We start from the raw sequence: 21,012 nt of genomic DNA on the forward strand, positions 1-21,012 counted from the left end.
ATCATTTAATTAAGTTAGGATTTAAAGAAGCGTCAGAATCTGGATAAGGAGCATAGATAAAATTATCATTCCACGGACGATCAGCAATTGGCACACCTTCTTGTACGAAAACCCCTGGTGCTACTTCAATAGGTTCGTTTCTTTTTCTTTGTTCATAAGTGTCTTTTAAGATGTTCATTCGCATTTGGTCAGCTCTGCGTGTAACCAATGCACACCAATATCCAGCAACTTCCCAGCCGTGTTCTTGCATTGCCGCATTGGCAAATTCTTCGCCTGACATACCCGCTGGCAAAGGAGGTAATCCTGCACGCTCTCTGACTTTGTTTACACATTCGTAGGCTAAGGCATTGGGAGTTCCTTCCGAACGTGCTTGAGATTCAGCATACCATAGTAATACTTCTGCATAGCGAATACATCTGTGTCTATGGCTGTCGGTTCGGCGAATACTTGCTTCTTTTGTGTAATCATAATCTACTTCATCTACCCCCACAGTGAAGATTGTCATCATAGGATGATTCTCAGGAACTAAATTAACCCCTTTGTCATCTTTTTCCCACCAATCAACCAATTTGCCGTTTTTTAATCTAATTTTTGGTGCGTAAATAACATCTTTACGTTTGCCTTCTGGCATATTTTTCCAAAATAATATTTCTCCCCAAGCGTCACCCCAGCCTTTTATTGAAGCAAAAAGCGTAGAACTTGTTAATTGTGAATCTTGTTCCCAACGGAAAGCCTTTTGATAATTGATACCAACTACTGTTTCTAATGTATAATTTGTACTTGGAGCATACACGTGTTTAAATTCGGGTTCTAAAATATATTCATATTTCTTGGCGTTAACCCCATCAATAACTTCTTTAGCCTTCTCTGCTGCTAATGCATAATAGCTTTTTTGTTGAAGAGGCCAACCTGCCATTGCCATATAGACGGCTGATAATGTAGCTTTTACAGCTTGTTGAGTTATGTAAGCGTTTGCTCCAAAAACTTTACGTGGAGCGACTTTATAATCCGTAGGCAGAATGGCTTCGGCATCTTGTAAATCACGAACTATTTGCTCATAAACAGCCTCTACTGGTGATGGAGGCAGATTGTAATCTATTCTGTTCTCCAAATTCATAGGCACAGCACCGAAAGTACGCACTAAGGAAAAGTAACTATATGCTCTCCAATATTTTGCTTGACCGATAGCAATATTGATTTCTTCTTTTGTAGTTGGTGTTTTTGCTGCGTTGAGAATGATATAATTAGCTGCTTTAATAACTATATAATATTGATCCCAACAGGCGACAAGTCCCTTATTATTATCCGAAGGGAAAAAAGAATCAAATTCTGCCATATGTTGCTTGTTACTTTTGGGGTCAGTGGTTATATCGTCGCCCATCCATTGTGGAACTTGCATATTTGTACTATTCTGAGACAGCATTACCTTGTGGTAAAGAGCATAAACGCTCATATTTAATTCATCTTGGTTAGAGAAATAGCTACTAGGGTCTAATTTTCCTTTAGGGTCTTCTTCTAAAGCTGCATCGCACGAAAATAAAAGCAATGCTACTACCGATAATGTACAATTTAAAATAAATTTAGGTTTCATAATAAGTGTTTTTTAAAAGTTAAGTTTAATTCCAAAAGTGAAAGAACGTGGGGTAGGGTACGCTCCTATATCAATCCCTCCGTTAACATCTACATTACTACTCGAGAAGGTAGAACCCGCAGGGTCCATACCTGAGTACTTAGTGATTGTAAATAAATTTTGCGCACTGATAGATAACAAAATATCAGCAAAACGAGTTACCTCTTTGCTTAGATTATAGCTCAAACTAATATTTTCTAAACGGACAAAATCAGCTGATTCTAACCATTGTGTGGATTCACCTCTGTTCGTGTTATTTCTACTTGTCAATGAGGCATATTCAGCACTCGCTCCAATTTTGTCAAATCCTTGAAAATAAGCATCTCTTAGCGTAATAAATCGGCTATCTCCTACCATTGTAGCCATTCCGAAGCGTACTAAATTTAGTCTTTTTGCTCCAAATGAACTATTGAAAAAAGCGTTCAAACTCCAGTTTTTCCAAGTAAGGGAATTATTCCAACCAATAGTAAGGTCAGGGTTCGATTTGCCTAAAATGGTACGGTCTCCAGAATCAATCACTCCATTTCCGTTTGTATCCTGATACATATTATTTCCGTTAGCATCTAATCCTAACCAAGTATATCCGTAGAATGACCCGATAGGGTGTCCTGGTTGGATAATGGTAACTGGCCCCACGATTCCGTTGGCAGGAGTCGATCCATAGAGGAATTGGTCTCCTCCGAGAGAAATTACTTCATTTTTTAAATAAGTTCCTGTTATAGATGAAGACCACATAAAGTTTTCTTTTCTGACTAAATTGGCAGTTACTGAAGCATCTACCCCTTTGTTGCTGATTTCTCCTGAGTTAATCCAATAACTACCTCCTCCCAAATAACCCGGAATTTGTTTGCGTAACAGACCATCAACTGTTTTTTTGTTGAAATAATCTAACGAAACAGAAAACAATCCATCAAAAACAGAAAAATCAACTCCTATGTCAAATTGCTTTGTTTTCTCCCAAGTAAGCTCTGGTGTAGCAAGATTACTTGCCCAATATCCTGTAAAGTTATTCAAATCACCAAAACTATAATTGGTTTGTGACATCAGTCCCAATGTGCTGTAAGGGTCAATGGCTTGATTACCAACAATTCCGTAGCTGGCTCTTAGTTTGAAATCATTAAAAATTTTCTGATTTTCCATAAAACTTTCATTGCCTAAATTCCAAGCAAATGCCACAGAAGGGAAATAACCCCATTTCTTTTTAGAAAATTTAGAAGAACCATCAGCTCTTATAGTTCCTGTCAAAATATACCGATTATCATAATTATATATCGCTCTCCCTACACCCGATATTAGTGCTCATTTTGAATATCCATTCCCAAGAGTATGTGAGGTAGCCATATCACATCCCACCAATCGACACTTTCTGTCAGTAAATTTGCTCCTGAGAAATTCATACCTCTACTTTCTGAAGTGGAATATTCCCCAACTCCTGTGAGTGTAAACGAATGTTTATCAAGTTGTAAATTATAAGTAAGATTATTCGAGGTTTGTAATAAAAATCGATAATTATCTGCATTATTCATAGAACTGCTTACGGAAACTCGTTTGCTTTCAAAAGAATATCCTTTGGTATTATAATAATCAACACCATTGGTTGTAGTAAAAGTTAAATTAGGGCTGATTTTGAATTTCAAATCTACTTTGCCATTAACGATATAATTAAGATTTTCTGATTTGTTTGTTTCTAAAACACCCAAAGGGTTGATACCTTGGTAGTTATATGGGTCTCTGTTGTAATTGCCTTGTTCGTCCATTATTTCCATTGTTGGGGAATAATTTAAGGCTACCCAAATAGGATTTCCTTTATGAGCTCCAAATCCGCCTCCTTTTCTAAAATTTCTGGAAGCATTAAAATCTGTTGTTACTTGTAACCAATTTGTAATATCAGAATTCAAATTCAGCCGAATTTGGTAACGTTCATTAGAGTTCCCTATGGTTATTCCCTCTTGACTCATATGATTTGCAGATATATAATATTGGGTGTCTTGATTACCGCTTGATATTGAAATTTTATAATTTTTTGTGAAGGCATTTCTAAAAATCTCATCTTGCCAATCTATTCCTGCCGTACCATTTTTGTACGCTTCCATTTCTTGGTCTGTAAAAGCATTTGGGTTTTTGATTTCTCTATAAGCCATTGCGTATTCATACGGACTTAAAACACTATATCGTTTGTAAACCGAAGATAATGTAACATTGGAGTCGATAGAGATAAATTTTTTATTAGATTTACCCATTTTCGTAGTTATTAAAACAACTCCATTAGAACCTCTTGACCCATAAATCGCTGTGGAAGAGGCATCTTTTAGTATCTGTAATGATTCTATATCATCAGGATTCAAGCCCGTCAGTCCACTTTCTCTAACGATACCATCAATAACATATAGTGGGTCATTGCTTCTGTTTATGGAACTGGCTCCTCGTATTCTGATTCTTACGCTTCCTCCTGGTACACTACTATTATCAACTTGCACCCCTGAAACGCGTCCTTGGAAAATATCAGAAATTTGTGTAACGGGCTGATCTTTAAAGTTTTTGTTGTCAAGGACTGATACTGCACCTGCAACATCTGCTTTTTTGATGGCTCCATACCCAATAATTACCACTTCATCCAGAGTGTTTGTTTCCTCTTCTAATTCTATAATGAAGTTTGTTTTCCCTACGACAGAAACATTTTTAGTCCCATAACCGATATACGAAATTTCCAAAACAGCATTAGGTGCTACTGATAAAGCAAAATTTCCATTTAAATCGGTGGTAGTGCCATTGGTTGTTCCTTTTTCGATAACAGTTGCTCCTGGTAGTGGCTCTCCCTTAGAATCTTTTACCAGCCCTGTGATTTGTTTTACTTGCTGAGTACTCGAGCGAGGAATAGCTTTGTTTAGCAGAATTTCATTATTATCTGCTATTTTTAAGAGAAGTATTTTTTTCTTGAATTAACAAAGCTGCATCTTCAAGTTTAGTGCTTTCATACGTTAGTGCCGTTCTTTGAGCAAAAGCACTAAGGCAAAAACACATCATAATTGACAACGGTAATAAGCATTTCTTTAACATAATGTGTAATTTTAATATTAAACTTATTTTATTTTGATTTTTTCAATCTCAGAGCTATAAAAGAAAAATTTTTAAAATTAATATTATTGAAAATAATTAACTCACATCGAATGCTTTTTTTCAATTTATGTAGATAATGGTTAAAATTTTATGTAAAGAAACTTTTGTTTTAATTTTTTTAGACCGAAATACTTACCTTGTTGTACTTGCACACAAAAGATACTATACACCAAATAACAATAGTGTCAATAAATATTTTAGTTTCATACTTGGTAATGTTACCTTATTTTGGTACAAAATTACAACAATTTCTAATAGCAAGACTTAACTTATTGTACATTTGATTTGACTTATCGTACAATATATTTGCAAAATACCAAAGAAAGCATATTGTATACTGATTGTACAAATGCCATATTTGTACTTTTTCTAATGCATAAAAAAATCCCTGACATTTTTTTGTCAGGGATTTTTTTAGTTTGATTTTATATTTCCTTTCAATTAAAAAATAGCAGCCAAATCTTTTTTGTATTTTGCTAAAAGCGAACGTGTAATTCCTAAGTTTGCTTTGGTTGAATCAACAGCTAAATAAATAAAATAATTACCACTTGGAGCAATATCGATTACGTGTATTTGATTGGTCAGGGTAATTAGAATATCTTCTATTTTTTCTTTTTCTTCTAACCCAAGTATACGCAATACATTAAGTTTAGCTTTAGCAACTTCTAAGTTATATGCTGATGCCAAATTAGGGTCAAAACTGGGATCAGCAGAAGCAGAGGCATACGACACTCCCGATTTAATTTCAGTCACAGAAACAGCTATAAATCCTGGTACATTATTCTTAATATCTTGAATAAATTTATCTAATACGTTTATCATTTTGTTTTTGTTTTATTATTGTTTGAAGAAATTATTTATCAAAAAGACATTTTTTACTTTTAATAAATAATGGATAATTTGAAAGACGCTTTCCAAAAAGAGAGGCATCGAGCGGATTCGAACCGCTGTACAAGGTTTTGCAGACCTCTGCCTAGCCACTCGGCCACGATGCCCTATCAAATAATGGGTGCAAAAATACTTCTATTTTATCAATTATCCAACTATTTGTTCAATTATTTTTACACTTACCGATTCTACATCACCACCTATGGGTGGATTAAGTTTGGCTATTTCCACTGAAATTTTCGTAATTTGCTCAAAATCAGACTTTATTCGTTGAAAAATACGTCCTGCTACGTGTTCTAATAATTCTGAACGAATTGCCATCTCTTGTTTTACAATCTGATTTAGATGTACGTAATCAATCGCATCGGAGAGTTCGTCAGAGGCTATTGCTTTTTGAAAATTAGCACAAACACTAATATCTATACGATAGTTACTACCTATTTGAGCTTCTTGTTCAAGACAACCATGATAAGCATAAATGCGAATATTATTAAGTGTTATTGAATGTTCTACCATTTTTCAGTACAACTACAACCACCTATTCCTTGGAAAATATCAATACCAAGTGTAACCATGTGTGTACCCGAGTTGTACCCTACAAGGCTATTGAGATTTACACGATATCCATAAGCAAAATAAAACATTCCTCGTTTGAGACCAACCATTGGTCCTATCGAAAGTGGTTTTCCGAACTGACTTTCATCACCAAGCATACGATAGGTTACTCCAGCCCAATAGTAATCTTCAAAATCTAACCAACGGAACTTCAAGTTCAAATCGGAAGTTGAACGCCCATCACTTTCAAAATATTGTACAAAAACCGAAGGTTCTAACTCCCAACTAGCTGTTCGAGTACGGCGATATCTATATCCTGCATAAAGATTATAATTACGCAAACGATCAGGCTCACTTACTGCAAATAAACTTTCTTTTTTATCTAAAATATTAGAAGCTGACAAACTTGCAAAAATTCCTTTGTAACGATACAGCACCCCTACCTCAAAGTTATGATTTATCGTAGAACGATTATTATCTACGGCAAGATCACTAAGTGGTCTTCCTGTTTCTGTAAATTTATCAATATCAATACTAAAAGTATTTAAAATATAAGAAATACCAAAAGAGACAAAATGACTATCATTTCTGTCCAAAACTAAGTGGTGCGAAAAAGTAAATTTACCTCCCATTTGTTTGGTATATCCATTTTTATCGTTATAAAACACCAACCCTAAACCACTTCTATTTCCTAAACGCATATCGCCTGCTAATGATTGGAAATCAGGAGCATTTTTTATTCCTACCCATTGGGTAACTCCTGAGGCTCTCACTCGCACATTATTACCAATACCTGCATAGGTAGGTGCTATCAAAAACTCACTATCTGCCAGATATTGGTTATCAGCAGGCAAGCTAAATTCTTGTGCTTTGGATACATAACTAATCAAAAATACACTAATTACTATTATTATCTTTTTCATTTTATAAAAAATTTCTTTTTTTGATATTTAGTATTAGGATAGGGAGTAATTAAGTACAACTCCCTATTACCTAATTTTATTTAATATTATCGATACAACGTAAAATGTCCTTTGAATTCACGTGGGTCGTCTTCACTATTGAGTTTAAATATATACCAATAATCTCCCGTCGGCAAATCTTTTTCTTGGTACTTACCATCCCAACTTTCTCCTTTACGAAGGTGTTTGATAAATCGTCCATAACGGTCAATTACATCAATTGTCATATTCGGATAATGGTTTGTATTCTTAGGCATCCATTCATCATTAGTACCATCTCCGTTTGGTGTAAAGTATCTTGGTATTTCTACATCTATATATTTGTAATATACATCTATTTCTTTTGTACAACCCAAAGCATCAGTTACTTGAACTTTTATTAGTTTGGCTGTTTTACCAACTAATTTTGGATATTTTACAATTGTATGTGGAGTAGATGGAACAATAACATCTGGGTCAGTTCTTTTTACCAAATATACATTATTTGTTCCTGCACTTGCTCCATTGAACGCATAATTATAAGGTTCTACTCCAAACTTACCTTGTATTTTTATTTCATTGATATCCAGAGCTCCTCGGTCAGTAACATCTTCTAAATCTAATGGTTGTACATCTCTGACAAAGAATTGATTACTTTGTTTTGTACATACTTTTGTTGCCGATTCTTGATAATAAATAGTCAATATTTGCATATTGATAGAAGCTGGCGGATTGTTAATATATCCGTAGTTCAAACTGAAACTATCAAATGTTTTGCGTGTGGTTGAACTCCCTATGGTATAACTTACCTTAGTCCAGTCAAGCGTTTGTTTGAATTTAACCTCCAATCTTCCTTCATATGTATTATTATTACATTCATCAACAAACTTAACTTCTGTAGTCAAGTCTGGAACAAAAGGTATTACAAATGCATAGGGAATAGGCATTTCACAATTAACAGGGTCTACTACTTGTATTTCGTAATTAACTTCTGGACGAAGATTGTTAATTGTCGTATTGGTATTAGGTTGTACATTTAGCAATTCTTGTTTGATGATTTTGGTATCAGCATCAACTAAGCGAACTGTATAACCTTTGGTACCTGGTGTTCCTCCTTTTACTTGAATAGTGATATAACCTCCTGTTAGTTCGTCATAACAAATAGCACTTGACTTATCAATTTCTGTTACTTCTATCTTATCAGGGTCTTTGATAGTAACATCTCGTGTCCAAGTACAACCCCAGCGGTCTGTAATTCCAATAGTGTATTCACCTTTTGGCAGATTTTCAAACTTAGGACTTCTTTGAGCAGGATATATATCTCCCGTATTTTTATTTTTCAAATCATAATAGAAGGTTGTTGCTCCTGCCCCACCTTGCGGATTCAATACTTCAATAGAGCCACTTTCTCCGCCTTCACATTTAGTATCTTCTACTTTTACCATGGCTGTTATAGGCAAAGCATGTGTTATATCTACGGTGTTAATAGTGACATTAGTACAACCCCAAGCATCTTCAACAGTTATTGTATATGTTGCTGTGGTTCCAGGTGTTGCGCCACCACTTAATCCTGTAAATAGATGTTTGTAATATACACCTGTAACTGTTTGAGTATAACCATTTGTTCCTGTGATAGTTACCTTATATGGAGATACTCCCCCTACTATCTCTACCAATATTTCTCCTTGATTATTGGTACAAGTGGCATCATATTCAAGACTTGCACTTCCTTTAAGCGGTTCTTGTGCTTGACCAATACTGAATTGTGATTCGTTAGGAGTTGTACAACCTGTAGAAGTTGAAGTTGCTACTACTTTGAATAAACCAGCTCGCAAACCTGACACAGTTATTTTATTGGTTCCTGGTGGAACAGTTCCTGTAAGTGTTACCGAAGCACCTGAGTCTATACTTGTTATTGTATAGCTAAATCCGCCAGTGGATTGGTCTCCATTGCTATGGTCAATATCGACAAATATCAAATCTATCGTTCCATCATTACCTCCATAACAGCTTACTCGACCTGGATTTTCTGCTTTAATAACAAATGTATTCGGGTCTTTCACATCATAACTTGTGTAGGCTTCACAACCTGTTGCATTATCTCGTACTGTTATTTTATATGTCCCGTAAGGCAACCCAGTAAATGTTTCTGTCATAGCCGTCGAAACTTTATTTTGACTATATCCACCACCTAAATTTTGTACATAATATGTATAATTAGGAGCTGTGGGGACTACTGGATCAGTCGTAATACTTATGCTAATATTCTCACCCTGAGCACAAGTTATAGCTTGTGTTTGTGTTACTGTTATTGTTTCTATTGAAGCGTATGGGTTAATAACAAAAGGTCCTGGTACATCAAACTCACAACCTTCTTTATCTACAATCTTGATAGTATAAGTTCCTCCTGCTTTGTCCAATATGGTAAGCGATGGTGTTTTTGAGCGTTGTACTTCAACTGTTCCTTTCAAGAATATATATGTATAATCACCATTACCACCCGATACACCTGTTGTATCGATTTCTATTTTAGCATCTTGAATTGCCTGATTAGCATTACAAGCAAACTGAGTTACTTTTACAGCATTAGATGCTATGGTAATAGGTTGTGGTGAACGAACGGTTGCAAACACTGTGATTGATTCACAACTTTGAGTTATTGTTACACCATTGTATATAGTAACATTAATTGATTTTGCCTGAATTTCATAACGAACTCCTGTTGGTGTTCCCATCAAGTTCTGGAAAGTAGCTCGGGTTCCGTTCATACTTATATCTACAACATTTGCAATAGTTGTACTTGTATAAGTTGAATAACTTGATGGAATTGGCACATTTGTTCCTGTTGTTAAATCAACAGCACTCACTATCTTGAATGCAAACGGTTGTAATGTATGACTTCCTGCTGTTACAGTAATTGCTCCTACTCCATTTCCTATAGCAGTTGTTCCTGAACATTTTTCATCAATTACATTAGCTACATTAAGTACTGGTATTTCTTTAGGTTGTACAACTACATTACGTACAATCGGACAACTAAATGTATTTTCATCAATATACACTCGATAAATACCTGAGTCTGTAACATTGAATGATGTTCCTGCTGATGTAACAGCCGTTGCTGTAATCTTAGGTGTAATCGTTTCTGTTTCTACTAAGTTACCTGTAAGCGGATCTATGGTTATTATTTTCTCTACATAATCTACTCGATAGAAATAACTTTTACTTGGGTCAAAATTTTGAATATTTGATATGGTTACCTGACCACTCGGTGTTGTTGGGTCACACGTTATTGGGCGAGTAACTTTCAAATCATACGTAACTTTGTCTAAGATTGTAAATGAGACAGCTACCGATTCACAATTATTCTGGTCATATACTTTTATTTCTTGTGGTGCCGGATCAGAATAAATATCTCCTACAACAAATTCATTAAGAACAATTGTTATCGGACGTTTGGTGCTGGTTACTCCACCGCGAGTAATGGTATAATAATGCTGACCTACTCCTGTTTGAGTCATTTTAACACGGATTCTGTATTGTCCATTAGCACCACACAAATTTTCTGGTGTTACCGTATTGATAATTGGCACATTATCTTTAATTACTGGAACATTTGCTGATCCTACACAGCCATATTTATCTTGTACAAACACATACCATGTTGGATTAGGTGTCACAGAGACATTAGTATTGAATGTCTTCTGTCTGTTGGCTGTGGCTGTTACTGCTGCCCATTCTGCCGTTGTTGGTGGTGTATTTACATTTTTAAATATATATTTGAAATCGGCTGTACCTCCTGTAATTACAGCAGATAACTCTGCGGAAGTATTACAAGTTTCGTTTTTCACAAGGCTCAATATCACACCAAGTGGAACATCAGAGGCCAAAATAGTAAATGGTTTAGAGGCTGTTACACAATTTGTTGGTGTTTCTGTAAAGACGATATAGTATTGTCCTTTATCTAAACCACCTGCTGTTGTATAAGGGAATGTTGCAGGCAAAGCGATAGTTCCAGAGGCTCCTGCGGTAGTAACTGCTGTATTTTCTGGATATTTATATACCTGATAACCAATACTTGTTACTCCTGAAGGCATTCCCGAAAGCGTAAAGGATACTTTTCCGTCGGCAGTACCACACGCTGGAATTCCCGTTACAGAATCTACTTTAGTCGTGGTATTTGTAAGCAATGGAATATTTTTCTCAAATATTTCATAACATCCGTTATTTCGCACTACAAACTGGTAAGTTACCCCAGGAATAAGCCCTGTCATTGTATAAGAAGCCGCCGGATATGTTGTACCTCCTATTGTATAACTATCTGTTGTGGCTTGATTCCATTCACCAGGTGCATATGTCGCTGGGTTTCCTCCTCTGTATATAGCAAAGTATATATTAGCTGCTACAATAGGCGTACCATTTTTGTTGTATGTAATTAACTTAGCCGAACCACCTCCTGCTTTACAATCTGTAACTACCTGTGGCTCAACAACTAATTCGTTTGTAAGACCTCCAATAGTTATTTTTTTCTCAGTACGACAGCCTTTGGCATCAATCATTACAAGCGTATAAGTACCTTCTGCAAATCCACTAAATGTATAACTATCTGTACTTGCACGTCCAGTTACTTGATGTACAGCTCCAGTATCCAAGTCGCGAGTGATAGCTCCTTGTGAGTTATATACGTACAAGCTAAATGGTGCTGTTCCTCCACTACTCCAAGTGGCAGTTATTTTTCCGTGTACTGATGTTCCACTTGAACAAGTAATATCTTGTTTTGTAAGTGTCAGATTTACTGCTGGTACTTCACCAATTGTAACCGTAGTATCTACATAACATTCTTTAGAATCAATCAAGCGAACAATATAAGTTCCTTTTGCTAAATTAGTTGTACCTACGTTAGGTGTTGTAGTTCCTGTTTTATATACTTCTACCCTGAAAGGAGGAACTCCTTTAGTAGCATCAATATCTTTGGACAAATCAATAGGACGCACTACACCTGCTTCTCTTACTCCAATAAATCCTGTTGAAGCTCCCGAACAAGCTATATCATCTGCTGCTAATACAATACTTGGTTTCCATTCGGGTTTTACATTCTCGATGATGATTGCCTTGGTTACGTTACAAGGCACTAAGCCCGATGACCCTGTATTGGAATCTTCTACCATAAAGTAGTATTCTCCTGCTGTTTTGATAGTTACAGTTGCTGTTGCAGGAGTTGTTGAGCTTCCTGCATTGGTTATGTTAAACACTACATTCCCTGCGTCAGTATCAGTATCGGGACGGAAAGCTCCCGTAGCACCTCTTCTCCATTTGAATGTTTTGGCGTCTTTTCCTCCTTCCACACGAAGTGTTATTTTCTCTTCAGCGTTGGGTTTGCAACTAAATCCACCATCTGTATCAAGTTGCATAGTGAGCTGTTTGTAAATAGTAACACTTTCAGTGGCTGTACATCCATAGCGGTCTCTAACTACTATTTGGTACGTACCATCACTCAAATTATCGAAAGTAAATACATTGGATGTTAAGATTATTGGTCTTTCAAAAGTTACGCCATTGTCTTTACTAAATTCGTAATTACCTGCACCACTATGAGCGGTAATGGTGATAAAAGCATCGCCCAAACCGGAATAACATTGTGTATAATCAGTACTAATGGTAACATCTACCTTGTCAGGAATTACATACATAGCAATAGAATCGTTTCCACCACAATTATTAACATCTTGTACATTAAATTCATATGTGCCAGGTGTAAGTCCTACGATAGTTCCTACACTGCCCGATACACTCGAACCAGTGGTCAACCAAGTAGTTGAACCTTGTAAGCGATAACGCAGTTGATAAGGAGCTTTGCCACCTGATATTTGTAGGGTTACAATTGAAGTCGTATAAGGTGCTACACAACCGATAGGCGTAGCTGAAATACCTCCGGAAGGAATGGTAATAGGTGCGGGTTCTCCTATAGTTACATTGCCCATATTGACCACACAATCAGCGTCTCGGCGGACAATAATCGTATGCGTACCTACGCTTAGGTTTATCAGTTCAAAGCGATTAGTTGTTGAAGGCACTAAATTAGCCGTATTCCAAGTGAGACCATTATCTATTGAATATTCGATAGAGGTAGCTCCCTGTAGGTTTTTCGCTTCAACGATTACTTTGCCTGTGCCTCCATTACACTCAGCGTCAAATACTTGTACAATAGTCGGTTTAAACTCTTGTCCTTTTTTAGGAGTTACAGACAAGGTTACAGGTTTCTGACACGTTTCAGTCGGTTGGCTCACATCTATCTCATCTAAACCAACAGCTGTTATCGATGTCGTACCGCTTACTATTCGCAATACGGCAGAAGTATTAGATGTATTGCCAGCTGCTATTTCATTAAATATCAACTCATTAAGTGCCGACCAAGCTCCTCCACGTGCCGCTACGGGGAGCGTACGAGTATAGGTAGTTCCACCTATGACCAACTCAACACGCAGACTTGGATCTGCTTTGCTTGATGCAGCTTGCAATAGGTTGATATAACGTAGCGAAACGACCATTTCCTTACCTGGAATTACGTTATTGATTGTTTTTTCAAACAAGATATTGGCGCGCGCCGAAGTTACTAAGGCTAAGTAACGCCCTGTTCCTGAAGCATCGCTTGGTGAGATATATTCGGTAGTTGCCGGTGGCTGTTTGGTTTGTATATACGTACCCGTGCTAAGGGTTTGTCCTACGGCACAAGTAAGCACCGGAACAAATGGGTTACATACATCATCGCCTTTGCCGAAATCTTCTGTAAAGAGAATATTGCGCTGGCGATTTGCCGTATCTTTATAATAGATATTGATAATATATGGATCACCACTGGGCTTGGGCGGAAGTACAAAGACATTACCCGTTTGTCGTGGACCATTATCTACTGAATACTCATATGTATACACTTTACCTCCTGGCGCTTGTGGGGTAATGGTAAATTTGGCATTACCATCACAATCATAAGTAATATCGGTATTCGGATTGAAAGGTACGTTGGGCTGTACAATAGCAGGATCAACAACCACGTCTATTTCTAACGGGTCGCACTTACTCGTATCGCGTACCAATACTTTGGTTGTATTACTTATAAAGCCGATTGGACTACTTTGCCAAGTATTACCACTATCAAAGCTATACTGATAAGGTGGTTTTCCTCCCGATACGTTATTGATATGAACTTCGTAGCGCTTAGGTATTGACGTATCACACAATATATCTTTTACAATACCTGCATATCCTACCAATGGGTCTGATGGTTCAGTAATAATGATTTCTTTTTCAAAAGAACATTTATGACTTGCGAAGACTGCTTCTACCAATGCTACATATCTTCCTGCTGGTACATTCGGAAATATACCTGAATTATTCTGACCCACTTGTGTACGTGTACCACTCGAAGCTATCCGATATAGAGTAACACGCTGTGGCAATGGATTAACAAACTTAGCTGTAACTGTTGTAAATTTGCCTGCGCATTCTATTGGATCAAAAGAAGTTATTATCTGATAATCAGGATTGTACGGTACAGTTACCTCATTGGTTACTACGTTCTTACCATCGGCATCTCGGATAACAAACTTGTAACGACTACCGGGTTTTGCAATTTTAAATACGCCTTGGAAAATGCTCTGTGTGGCAGTTCCTGATACAGTAAATGCCGATAAAGGTATATTTTCTAAGGTAATCCCTGGATGAAGTTCTACATCATCAATACTATAAATGGCTACTTTATAAGGGCGTTTTCCGCCTTGTGCTTCAAATTCAAAATTGGCATCATCGCAATCGACCCATGCAAGGAACTTGGCAGTACCTGTCAAGGTAGCTTGATCACGAACCACAGCTGTTTCTGTATATTTACATACGGGTATGGCTGTTGAGGTAACCTCTACGGTAAAGGTTCTACTACCATTACGAGGGATTGTCAAGTTTTGGAAAATATGTTCGTGAGTGTTGCCCGTAGTTTTCGTAACTGTTTGTATAATAGTAGTTCCTTCTTTGAGTGTATAGGTGTACGGAATGCCTGTGGTATTCATCGTTACGTTGATAGAACCAGCGGTAAAGTTGGTTTGGTGCGTAATATCAATACGCCCCGAAAGCCCTGCTGTATACGCTGTAAAATAAAAATCTTTGGTACAGCCATCAGCCTCTATACGTAGACGATAATCTCCTGCACCCGAAAGCGTATAGCTATTACCGGTGGTTATATCTGTCCAACAACTATCTGCACGCGACTGGCAGTTGGGTTGTGTATAGGTACAAGAGGTATTATAGCGTTGCCATACAATACGCTTAGCACTACTAAATGTAACATTGAGTACTCTACTATTTCCGTCGCAGAGGTAGAAATGACTTACCCACGTACCATCGTTACCGCAGGTAGCACCACCGTCTGATTGCGAACGTATAGGATCATTGGCTCCATTCAAAGCATTACTTAATAAAAGATTAAATACATCTTCTTGAATTGCGTGATAAGCATAAGGAGCTTTATATACTCTACTTGGACAAGAATTATCAGCTACTTTTCGGACTTTATATACTCCTATTTCTGTAGCCGTATATGTTGGTCCTGTTCCCAAAAGTCTATTATAAACATCATACCATTCATAACGTTTGTATCCTGTACCTTCTGCTTTTAAAACAACATTTGCACCAGTGGGCGCACATAAGAGTTCTTGTTTAGGGCATTTTCTATCTATATCAAGTGCTCTCTCTGTTACGTTTGTTAATAGTGAAGTTGGACAATCAGGAGAACCAGATGTAACCCATACCGATGAAATCAACTTATTATCACAAGCATTTTCAAAATCTTTACAATCATTACTTATATAAAGAGGAAAATAAATAAAGCTTCCTCCATAAACACCTGTTACAGCTGGGTCTATATTAGTAATAGTAAAAGTACGTGTAGTAGCATCATACGTAACACTAGGTGTATATGCTGGGGTTGTAATTTCACTAATATCAATTTCGGAAGATCCCCCTACCTTCACACCTTTATTGTCTGGTAATTGGATTTTTACTACGGCATTTGTATTTATAGTTCCAGTACCACCATTACTTAACTGAACTCTTAACTCTATTTTTTGTCCTCTAAGAGGTTGATTATCAGCTAAAGGATATCTTCTATTATGCGGATATACGTAAGCAAGACTACCTCCATAAAATATGTAAAGATATACAACAGTTACCTTAAATTCCATTTTACTTACATTCCCTGCATAATCAGTAGCCGTATAAATCACTTTATTTTCTCCTACTGGGAAAACAGCAGAATTACCTATACTATTACCATTAGCATCAGCAGGTGGAGTATAAATAACCGTACCAGAGCCATCTCGCACCTCCCAAGTAACTGTTTTTAAACAACCTTCGGGATCAGTAACCACAGGAGGATTCCATCTATAACCTGATTCACATTTTTTTATCAAAGTGTTTGTTTCACCATCAGGCACTTGCGAAATAGTAGGTGGAGTTTTATCTTCTTTTACCTGTATGGTTTTTTTGTTCGAGTTAAAGGTATTGACACTTCCACAAATAGAAGGGTCTTTGGCTGTGTAAGTAACCCAATACTCGGCTGTTTCGGTAGGGTTAATTGTAATGCGTTTTTTTCGAGTGTCTATTCCGTTTAAGAATTGCGGTTTACTCGAATGCCACTGAAAGTTATACACGTTGGAAGGCAAAGCAATACTTAACACCAAAGGCTGACCAGGACACAGGTTATCTCCCGAGGCAATAACATCGGTATTCGATTTCGGGTCAAAGTCAGGTATGGGGTATCCTTCTTCATCGCAAGCCGTTACCAAACGAATCACATACTCTTCGTTAGTATAAGTAAGTCGTGGCAACTTCGTAAAGGCGTGATAAGTATCGCCATTAGCTGGTTTGCTCGGTATAGTATGGAAAGGTACTTCGACACCTGCGTTGTCTTTGGCACGTCGGAGTGCTTTGGTCGTTTTATTTTGTATCCATAGCTGATAAGTAACCGGATACGCAGGTTCACCGCTACCTATTTCTACACCAATAACTCCCGTAGAGGGGTCTTGCGGGTTACAAAGGGTTGCTGTCGGGTTAAGAGAAACCTTGCCTGCCGCTTTTATTTCAAAAGCATAGTATATTTGATGTATATAGGGCTTCCAATATGAGTTATCTCGTATTTTGGCATTATTACCTGTACCATTGGCATAGCCGTTGGTAGGATTTTTAAACACCGTAAGTGACTGGTTGTACCAGTTCATCGTATTTTGAATTTTCAATATATATCTTCCAGGCAGAATGTTACGGAAAGTACCTTTTATTCCTTGTTCGCGTGTAGTATATTTGGCTACCCAACTACCGATTCTACTCAGGGCTTCGGTGTGCGATATTTTACCCAAAGCACCAGTGGTACTGTTGTCTTTTAGTAGTTCTGCATAGTGATTTTGAATAGCTTCCACCACAGCATTGGGGTGCATATTGTACGTTACCAAAGCACCTCCACGACACCCCCCCGATACATCAACTACTGGATTATAAACTGCTGGGTTGGAGTTTATTGTATAAGTTTCGGTACGTGTAAGACAGGTTGTACTATATTTTATTTCGTAACTTCCTGCTGGTAAGTCATATATAAAGTTAGGTTCGTTATCAGTTTTCTGAAATTTAATAGGGTAGTTAATGGTATGGGTTTGTGCCAATGACCAAGGACCATTGATAACCACTTGGTCTGTAGAGCGCCCATCAGTTGGTTTTATCTCAACAGTCAGCGGATTAGCTGGCGAATAAGTCATTCCTCCGTTATGGCTTGATTCGTAATCGATACGGAAGTTAGGCGATGTGCCTTCGAGCACTGTGTATTTCCACGCCGAAGCACGAGCAGCTCTTACAGGCAAATTGCCTACAACGGAATTATTTATACCTGTAATATCCAAGTCATAGCTAAAATATTTGCATTCAGACTTATCTGCTCCATTCACATTCGATTTGACAAAAACTTCAATTTTATATTTGCCATCGGCAGTAATATCGAGATACTCAGGCGCTTTACCTATTGATCCATCGGGGTTGATATCGCCTGTTCCTTGTAAGAAATCTCCTATGTTAATATCTTTTGAGGTAACGGTTGTCCAATTACCTCCACCATTATCTTTTTGCAAACGCATTGTAACCAATGGCTCACAGAACAACGAAAATGCTTCTTTGGTATTGCGAAGCCAATAGTTCCATGTATTTGCTTTGAGAGATGACTGTCCAATACTTATTCGATATCCGGTACGCTTACACATATTATCAACCAATTCCGAAATATCATTAATAGGTCTTGGTACAGAAAGAACTTTCCCTTGTAGATTATAGGAAAAAGAACCTTGTTGCATTTTTGAAATATCAACTAAATAATCGGCTGTAATATCGGTAGTACCTGGGCAATTATCATCAAAAACCAGCGAAACTTGGTCGCCTTCTTTAACTTCACAATCACTTTTGAAGAACTGACAACTATTACGTCTGTAAGTACTTCCTTGTATCCACAGAATATTATATCCAGAAGTTCCTAAGGTAATCTGTGAAGTTGCTGTATTGATTGATTTTTCGCACACCACAGCACCTGAGCGAGTAATTTTGACCTTCAAAGTTCCGGTTGCTTTTGGCAGATAACCTTTGTACGGGTCAAATTGCAGACCCACCAAGAGCTCATAGGTTTTACAATTGGCACACTTAGGCTTGTAAAACGATGTAAGGAACTCAGGGCTTAACGGTGGTGTATCTACATTGACAGATCTCCCCTTTTCTGCATAGAAACAACCTGCTTTTTTGTTAATATAATCAATAATACGTACTTCATAAACACCAGTCTCTACGGGGTTTGTATCCGAACCAATTACTTTGATTTCGGTTACCCCCGTAGTACCACTTTTGGCAACCTCTGCACTACTTGCTTTGACAACACCGCCTTGCAACAACTCTACTTTGTAAGGACCTGTACCTCCACTATTGAGTATTTTGACCGAAACTACACCATTCTTTCCCTGATCGCACGTAGGGGGCACCTGAGCGATTTTATCTACCATATAATATATATAGGTAGTTGTTGTAGTTATTGATTTTAGAGTCGAATCTTTCGTACCGTCTTTCTTACGAACACGCACTTGGAAGTTTGCTGGTATCAAATTTTGAAATGAAGCCTTTCCATTACTATCTAAGGTCAATGAGGCTTCTTCTTTGGTAGAACCAGTCTTGAACAAAACAGCTTCCCATTCATTCCCTTTACAATCAGCCTGCACATTGATTTGCGCATCAGAAGCACATGTACCTTGCACTTGGCTTAGTGTAAAATTGTCAACATTACATTGCCCGTATATGCTTGCCCCTTGCAACCATACCAAAGTCAATAACAGTAGTTTAACAAAATTCTTCATAAATTTATTTAGCTTTAATCATAAATAATTTCTTTACTTAATGCCTTTACCATAAAATAAAGACATTTGAATACACTATATTGGTCGGAGGCAAATGTATAAAATTTATTTGTAATTGTTTTTATTTTTTTTTATTTTTTTTTATTTTTTTTCAACAAAATGGAAAAACCTTGTAGAAACAAGGTTTTTAAGCTTTTTTTTACAAAATTTCACATTAAAAACCTCAGTTAATAACAATATTTATGATATAAAAATAAAGTTTTCAACATTTATTTTTGGCTTATTCTGGTTATTCTACAACTTTATTTGTGAAAAAATGAAAAAATTTCACACACAAAGAAATCAAATTTTTTTTAAATCAACCAAGAGCGTGTCTTATTATCTCATGTCGAGATATTTTTTCAAATAAAAAACTAAATTCACTTACAAACACTCTTTTTTTGCTTTTTTTAAAAAAAAATAAAGTATTAGTCCATTTCCTTTTTTTTGTAAAAAATAACCTAATTTCTGAGTGCTGTTTTTTGTTATCTTTTTTAATCATAATTGTTTGCTCTTTTATAAGTAATAAGCTAAACTAATTACCAAAAAATGTTTTTTTAACATTATCAACTGATATATGGGCATTTCACTCGTGAGACAACTATTTATCAGTTGATATATTATAAAAACACTCGTGAAACAAGTAGCTATCAAAGAATAAATGCTTGTTTCACGAGGGGGGATTGTGAGGTTTTATTTTGTGTATTTCCTTGGCGAAACGACTCGTGTAAAATTTTATTTTCCTTATTTCGCTCGTGAAACGACATTCATCTAACCAACCGATTATTATTTTAGGGATTAAGTAAATGAAAATTAATTCAATGAAAAGGCAATATTATTCAAATGATATATATCAAATGTAAGTTTACATATATACATTTTTTTCGACCTTATAAAAATCAAATATTTATAAGAAAAATAATATTTTCTGTTCTGCATACGACCCTTTCAGGGTTGGTTAAAAATGTTCACGCATAATCTTCTATAAACATCTCACCTTTATGACGAATATAGAATTAATATGATCAAAATTTTAAATGCTATTCTTTTGGAGGAATTTCAAGAGAATTACTTTTTGCCCACATATTGGAATGAGCAGTGATGATAATGATCAAAAAAAGTATTGGAAGTAACAATAATACGATTGTATTGACACACAGTTGGAGTTGTTATCACTATTACTAAAAATTATAATAGAAGATACATAATGTATTAAAAAAATATTGTATATCCGTAATCACTCATAAGCTGTAATATTGGCTAAAACCAATCTGTCAAATAAATGCTCTGCAAAGTAACGACGATTGAGCTTGTAAACAAATTCGTCTAAGTATAATTGTAAATACTTCCGTTTGATTTTGTGATAGTTACATAATAAATTCCGCTTGGCATTACTGATAACAATATGCACCCATTTCAA

Annotated in this window: 9 protein-coding genes and 1 tRNA gene; all 10 read right to left on the reverse strand. The window is 36.5% G+C overall.

Translation table 11 applies throughout. The features are described 5' to 3' along the window. Position 1: 1 nt before the first annotated feature. Positions 2 to 1,591, reverse strand: a complete 1,590-nt coding sequence (locus tag OO775_RS02125) for a RagB/SusD family nutrient uptake outer membrane protein (RefSeq protein ID WP_264845362.1) — start codon at positions 1,589 to 1,591, stop codon at positions 2 to 4. Positions 1,592 to 1,603: 12 nt separating this feature from the next. Beyond that, entirely contained in the window at positions 1,604 to 2,875 is a 1,272-nt protein-coding gene (locus OO775_RS02130) for a SusC/RagA family TonB-linked outer membrane protein (RefSeq protein WP_340696719.1), read from the reverse strand. Between the two features lie 47 nt (positions 2,876 to 2,922). After that, complete coding sequence (locus tag OO775_RS02135) at positions 2,923 to 4,557, reverse strand: SusC/RagA family TonB-linked outer membrane protein (RefSeq protein WP_309297234.1); 1,635 nt, start codon at positions 4,555 to 4,557, stop codon at positions 2,923 to 2,925. After that, positions 4,532 to 4,687: a hypothetical protein gene (locus tag OO775_RS02140; protein WP_264845363.1), complete on the reverse strand. Its 156-nt coding sequence runs from the start codon at positions 4,685 to 4,687 to the stop codon at positions 4,532 to 4,534. The genes OO775_RS02135 and OO775_RS02140 overlap by 26 nt, the downstream gene beginning before the upstream one ends. Before the next feature lie 501 nt (positions 4,688 to 5,188). Continuing rightward, on the reverse strand, positions 5,189 to 5,569 hold the full coding sequence (locus OO775_RS02145) for a hypothetical protein (RefSeq protein ID WP_264845364.1): 381 nt from the start codon (positions 5,567 to 5,569) through the stop codon (positions 5,189 to 5,191). 102 nt (positions 5,570 to 5,671) lie between these two features. Next, a tRNA-Cys gene (locus OO775_RS02150) sits at positions 5,672 to 5,742 on the reverse strand. Between the two features lie 40 nt (positions 5,743 to 5,782). After that, positions 5,783 to 6,151, reverse strand: coding sequence for a dihydroneopterin aldolase (gene folB / locus OO775_RS02155; protein ID WP_264845365.1), 369 nt, complete (start codon positions 6,149 to 6,151; stop codon positions 5,783 to 5,785). Next, on the reverse strand, positions 6,145 to 7,113 hold the full coding sequence (locus OO775_RS02160) for a PorP/SprF family type IX secretion system membrane protein (protein WP_264845366.1): 969 nt from the start codon (positions 7,111 to 7,113) through the stop codon (positions 6,145 to 6,147). The genes folB and OO775_RS02160 overlap by 7 nt, the downstream gene beginning before the upstream one ends. Before the next feature lie 86 nt (positions 7,114 to 7,199). Next, positions 7,200 to 19,553, reverse strand: coding sequence for a T9SS type B sorting domain-containing protein (locus OO775_RS02165; RefSeq protein ID WP_264845367.1), 12,354 nt, complete (start codon positions 19,551 to 19,553; stop codon positions 7,200 to 7,202). A gap of 1,276 nt (positions 19,554 to 20,829) precedes the next feature. Beyond that, on the reverse strand, positions 20,830 to 21,012 hold a 183-nt coding region (locus OO775_RS02170; RefSeq protein ID WP_264845103.1), incomplete at its 5' end, for a transposase.

The organism is Capnocytophaga catalasegens, assembly GCF_026005215.1.
GTDB classification, from domain to species: Bacteria; Bacteroidota; Bacteroidia; order Flavobacteriales; family Flavobacteriaceae; genus Capnocytophaga; species Capnocytophaga catalasegens.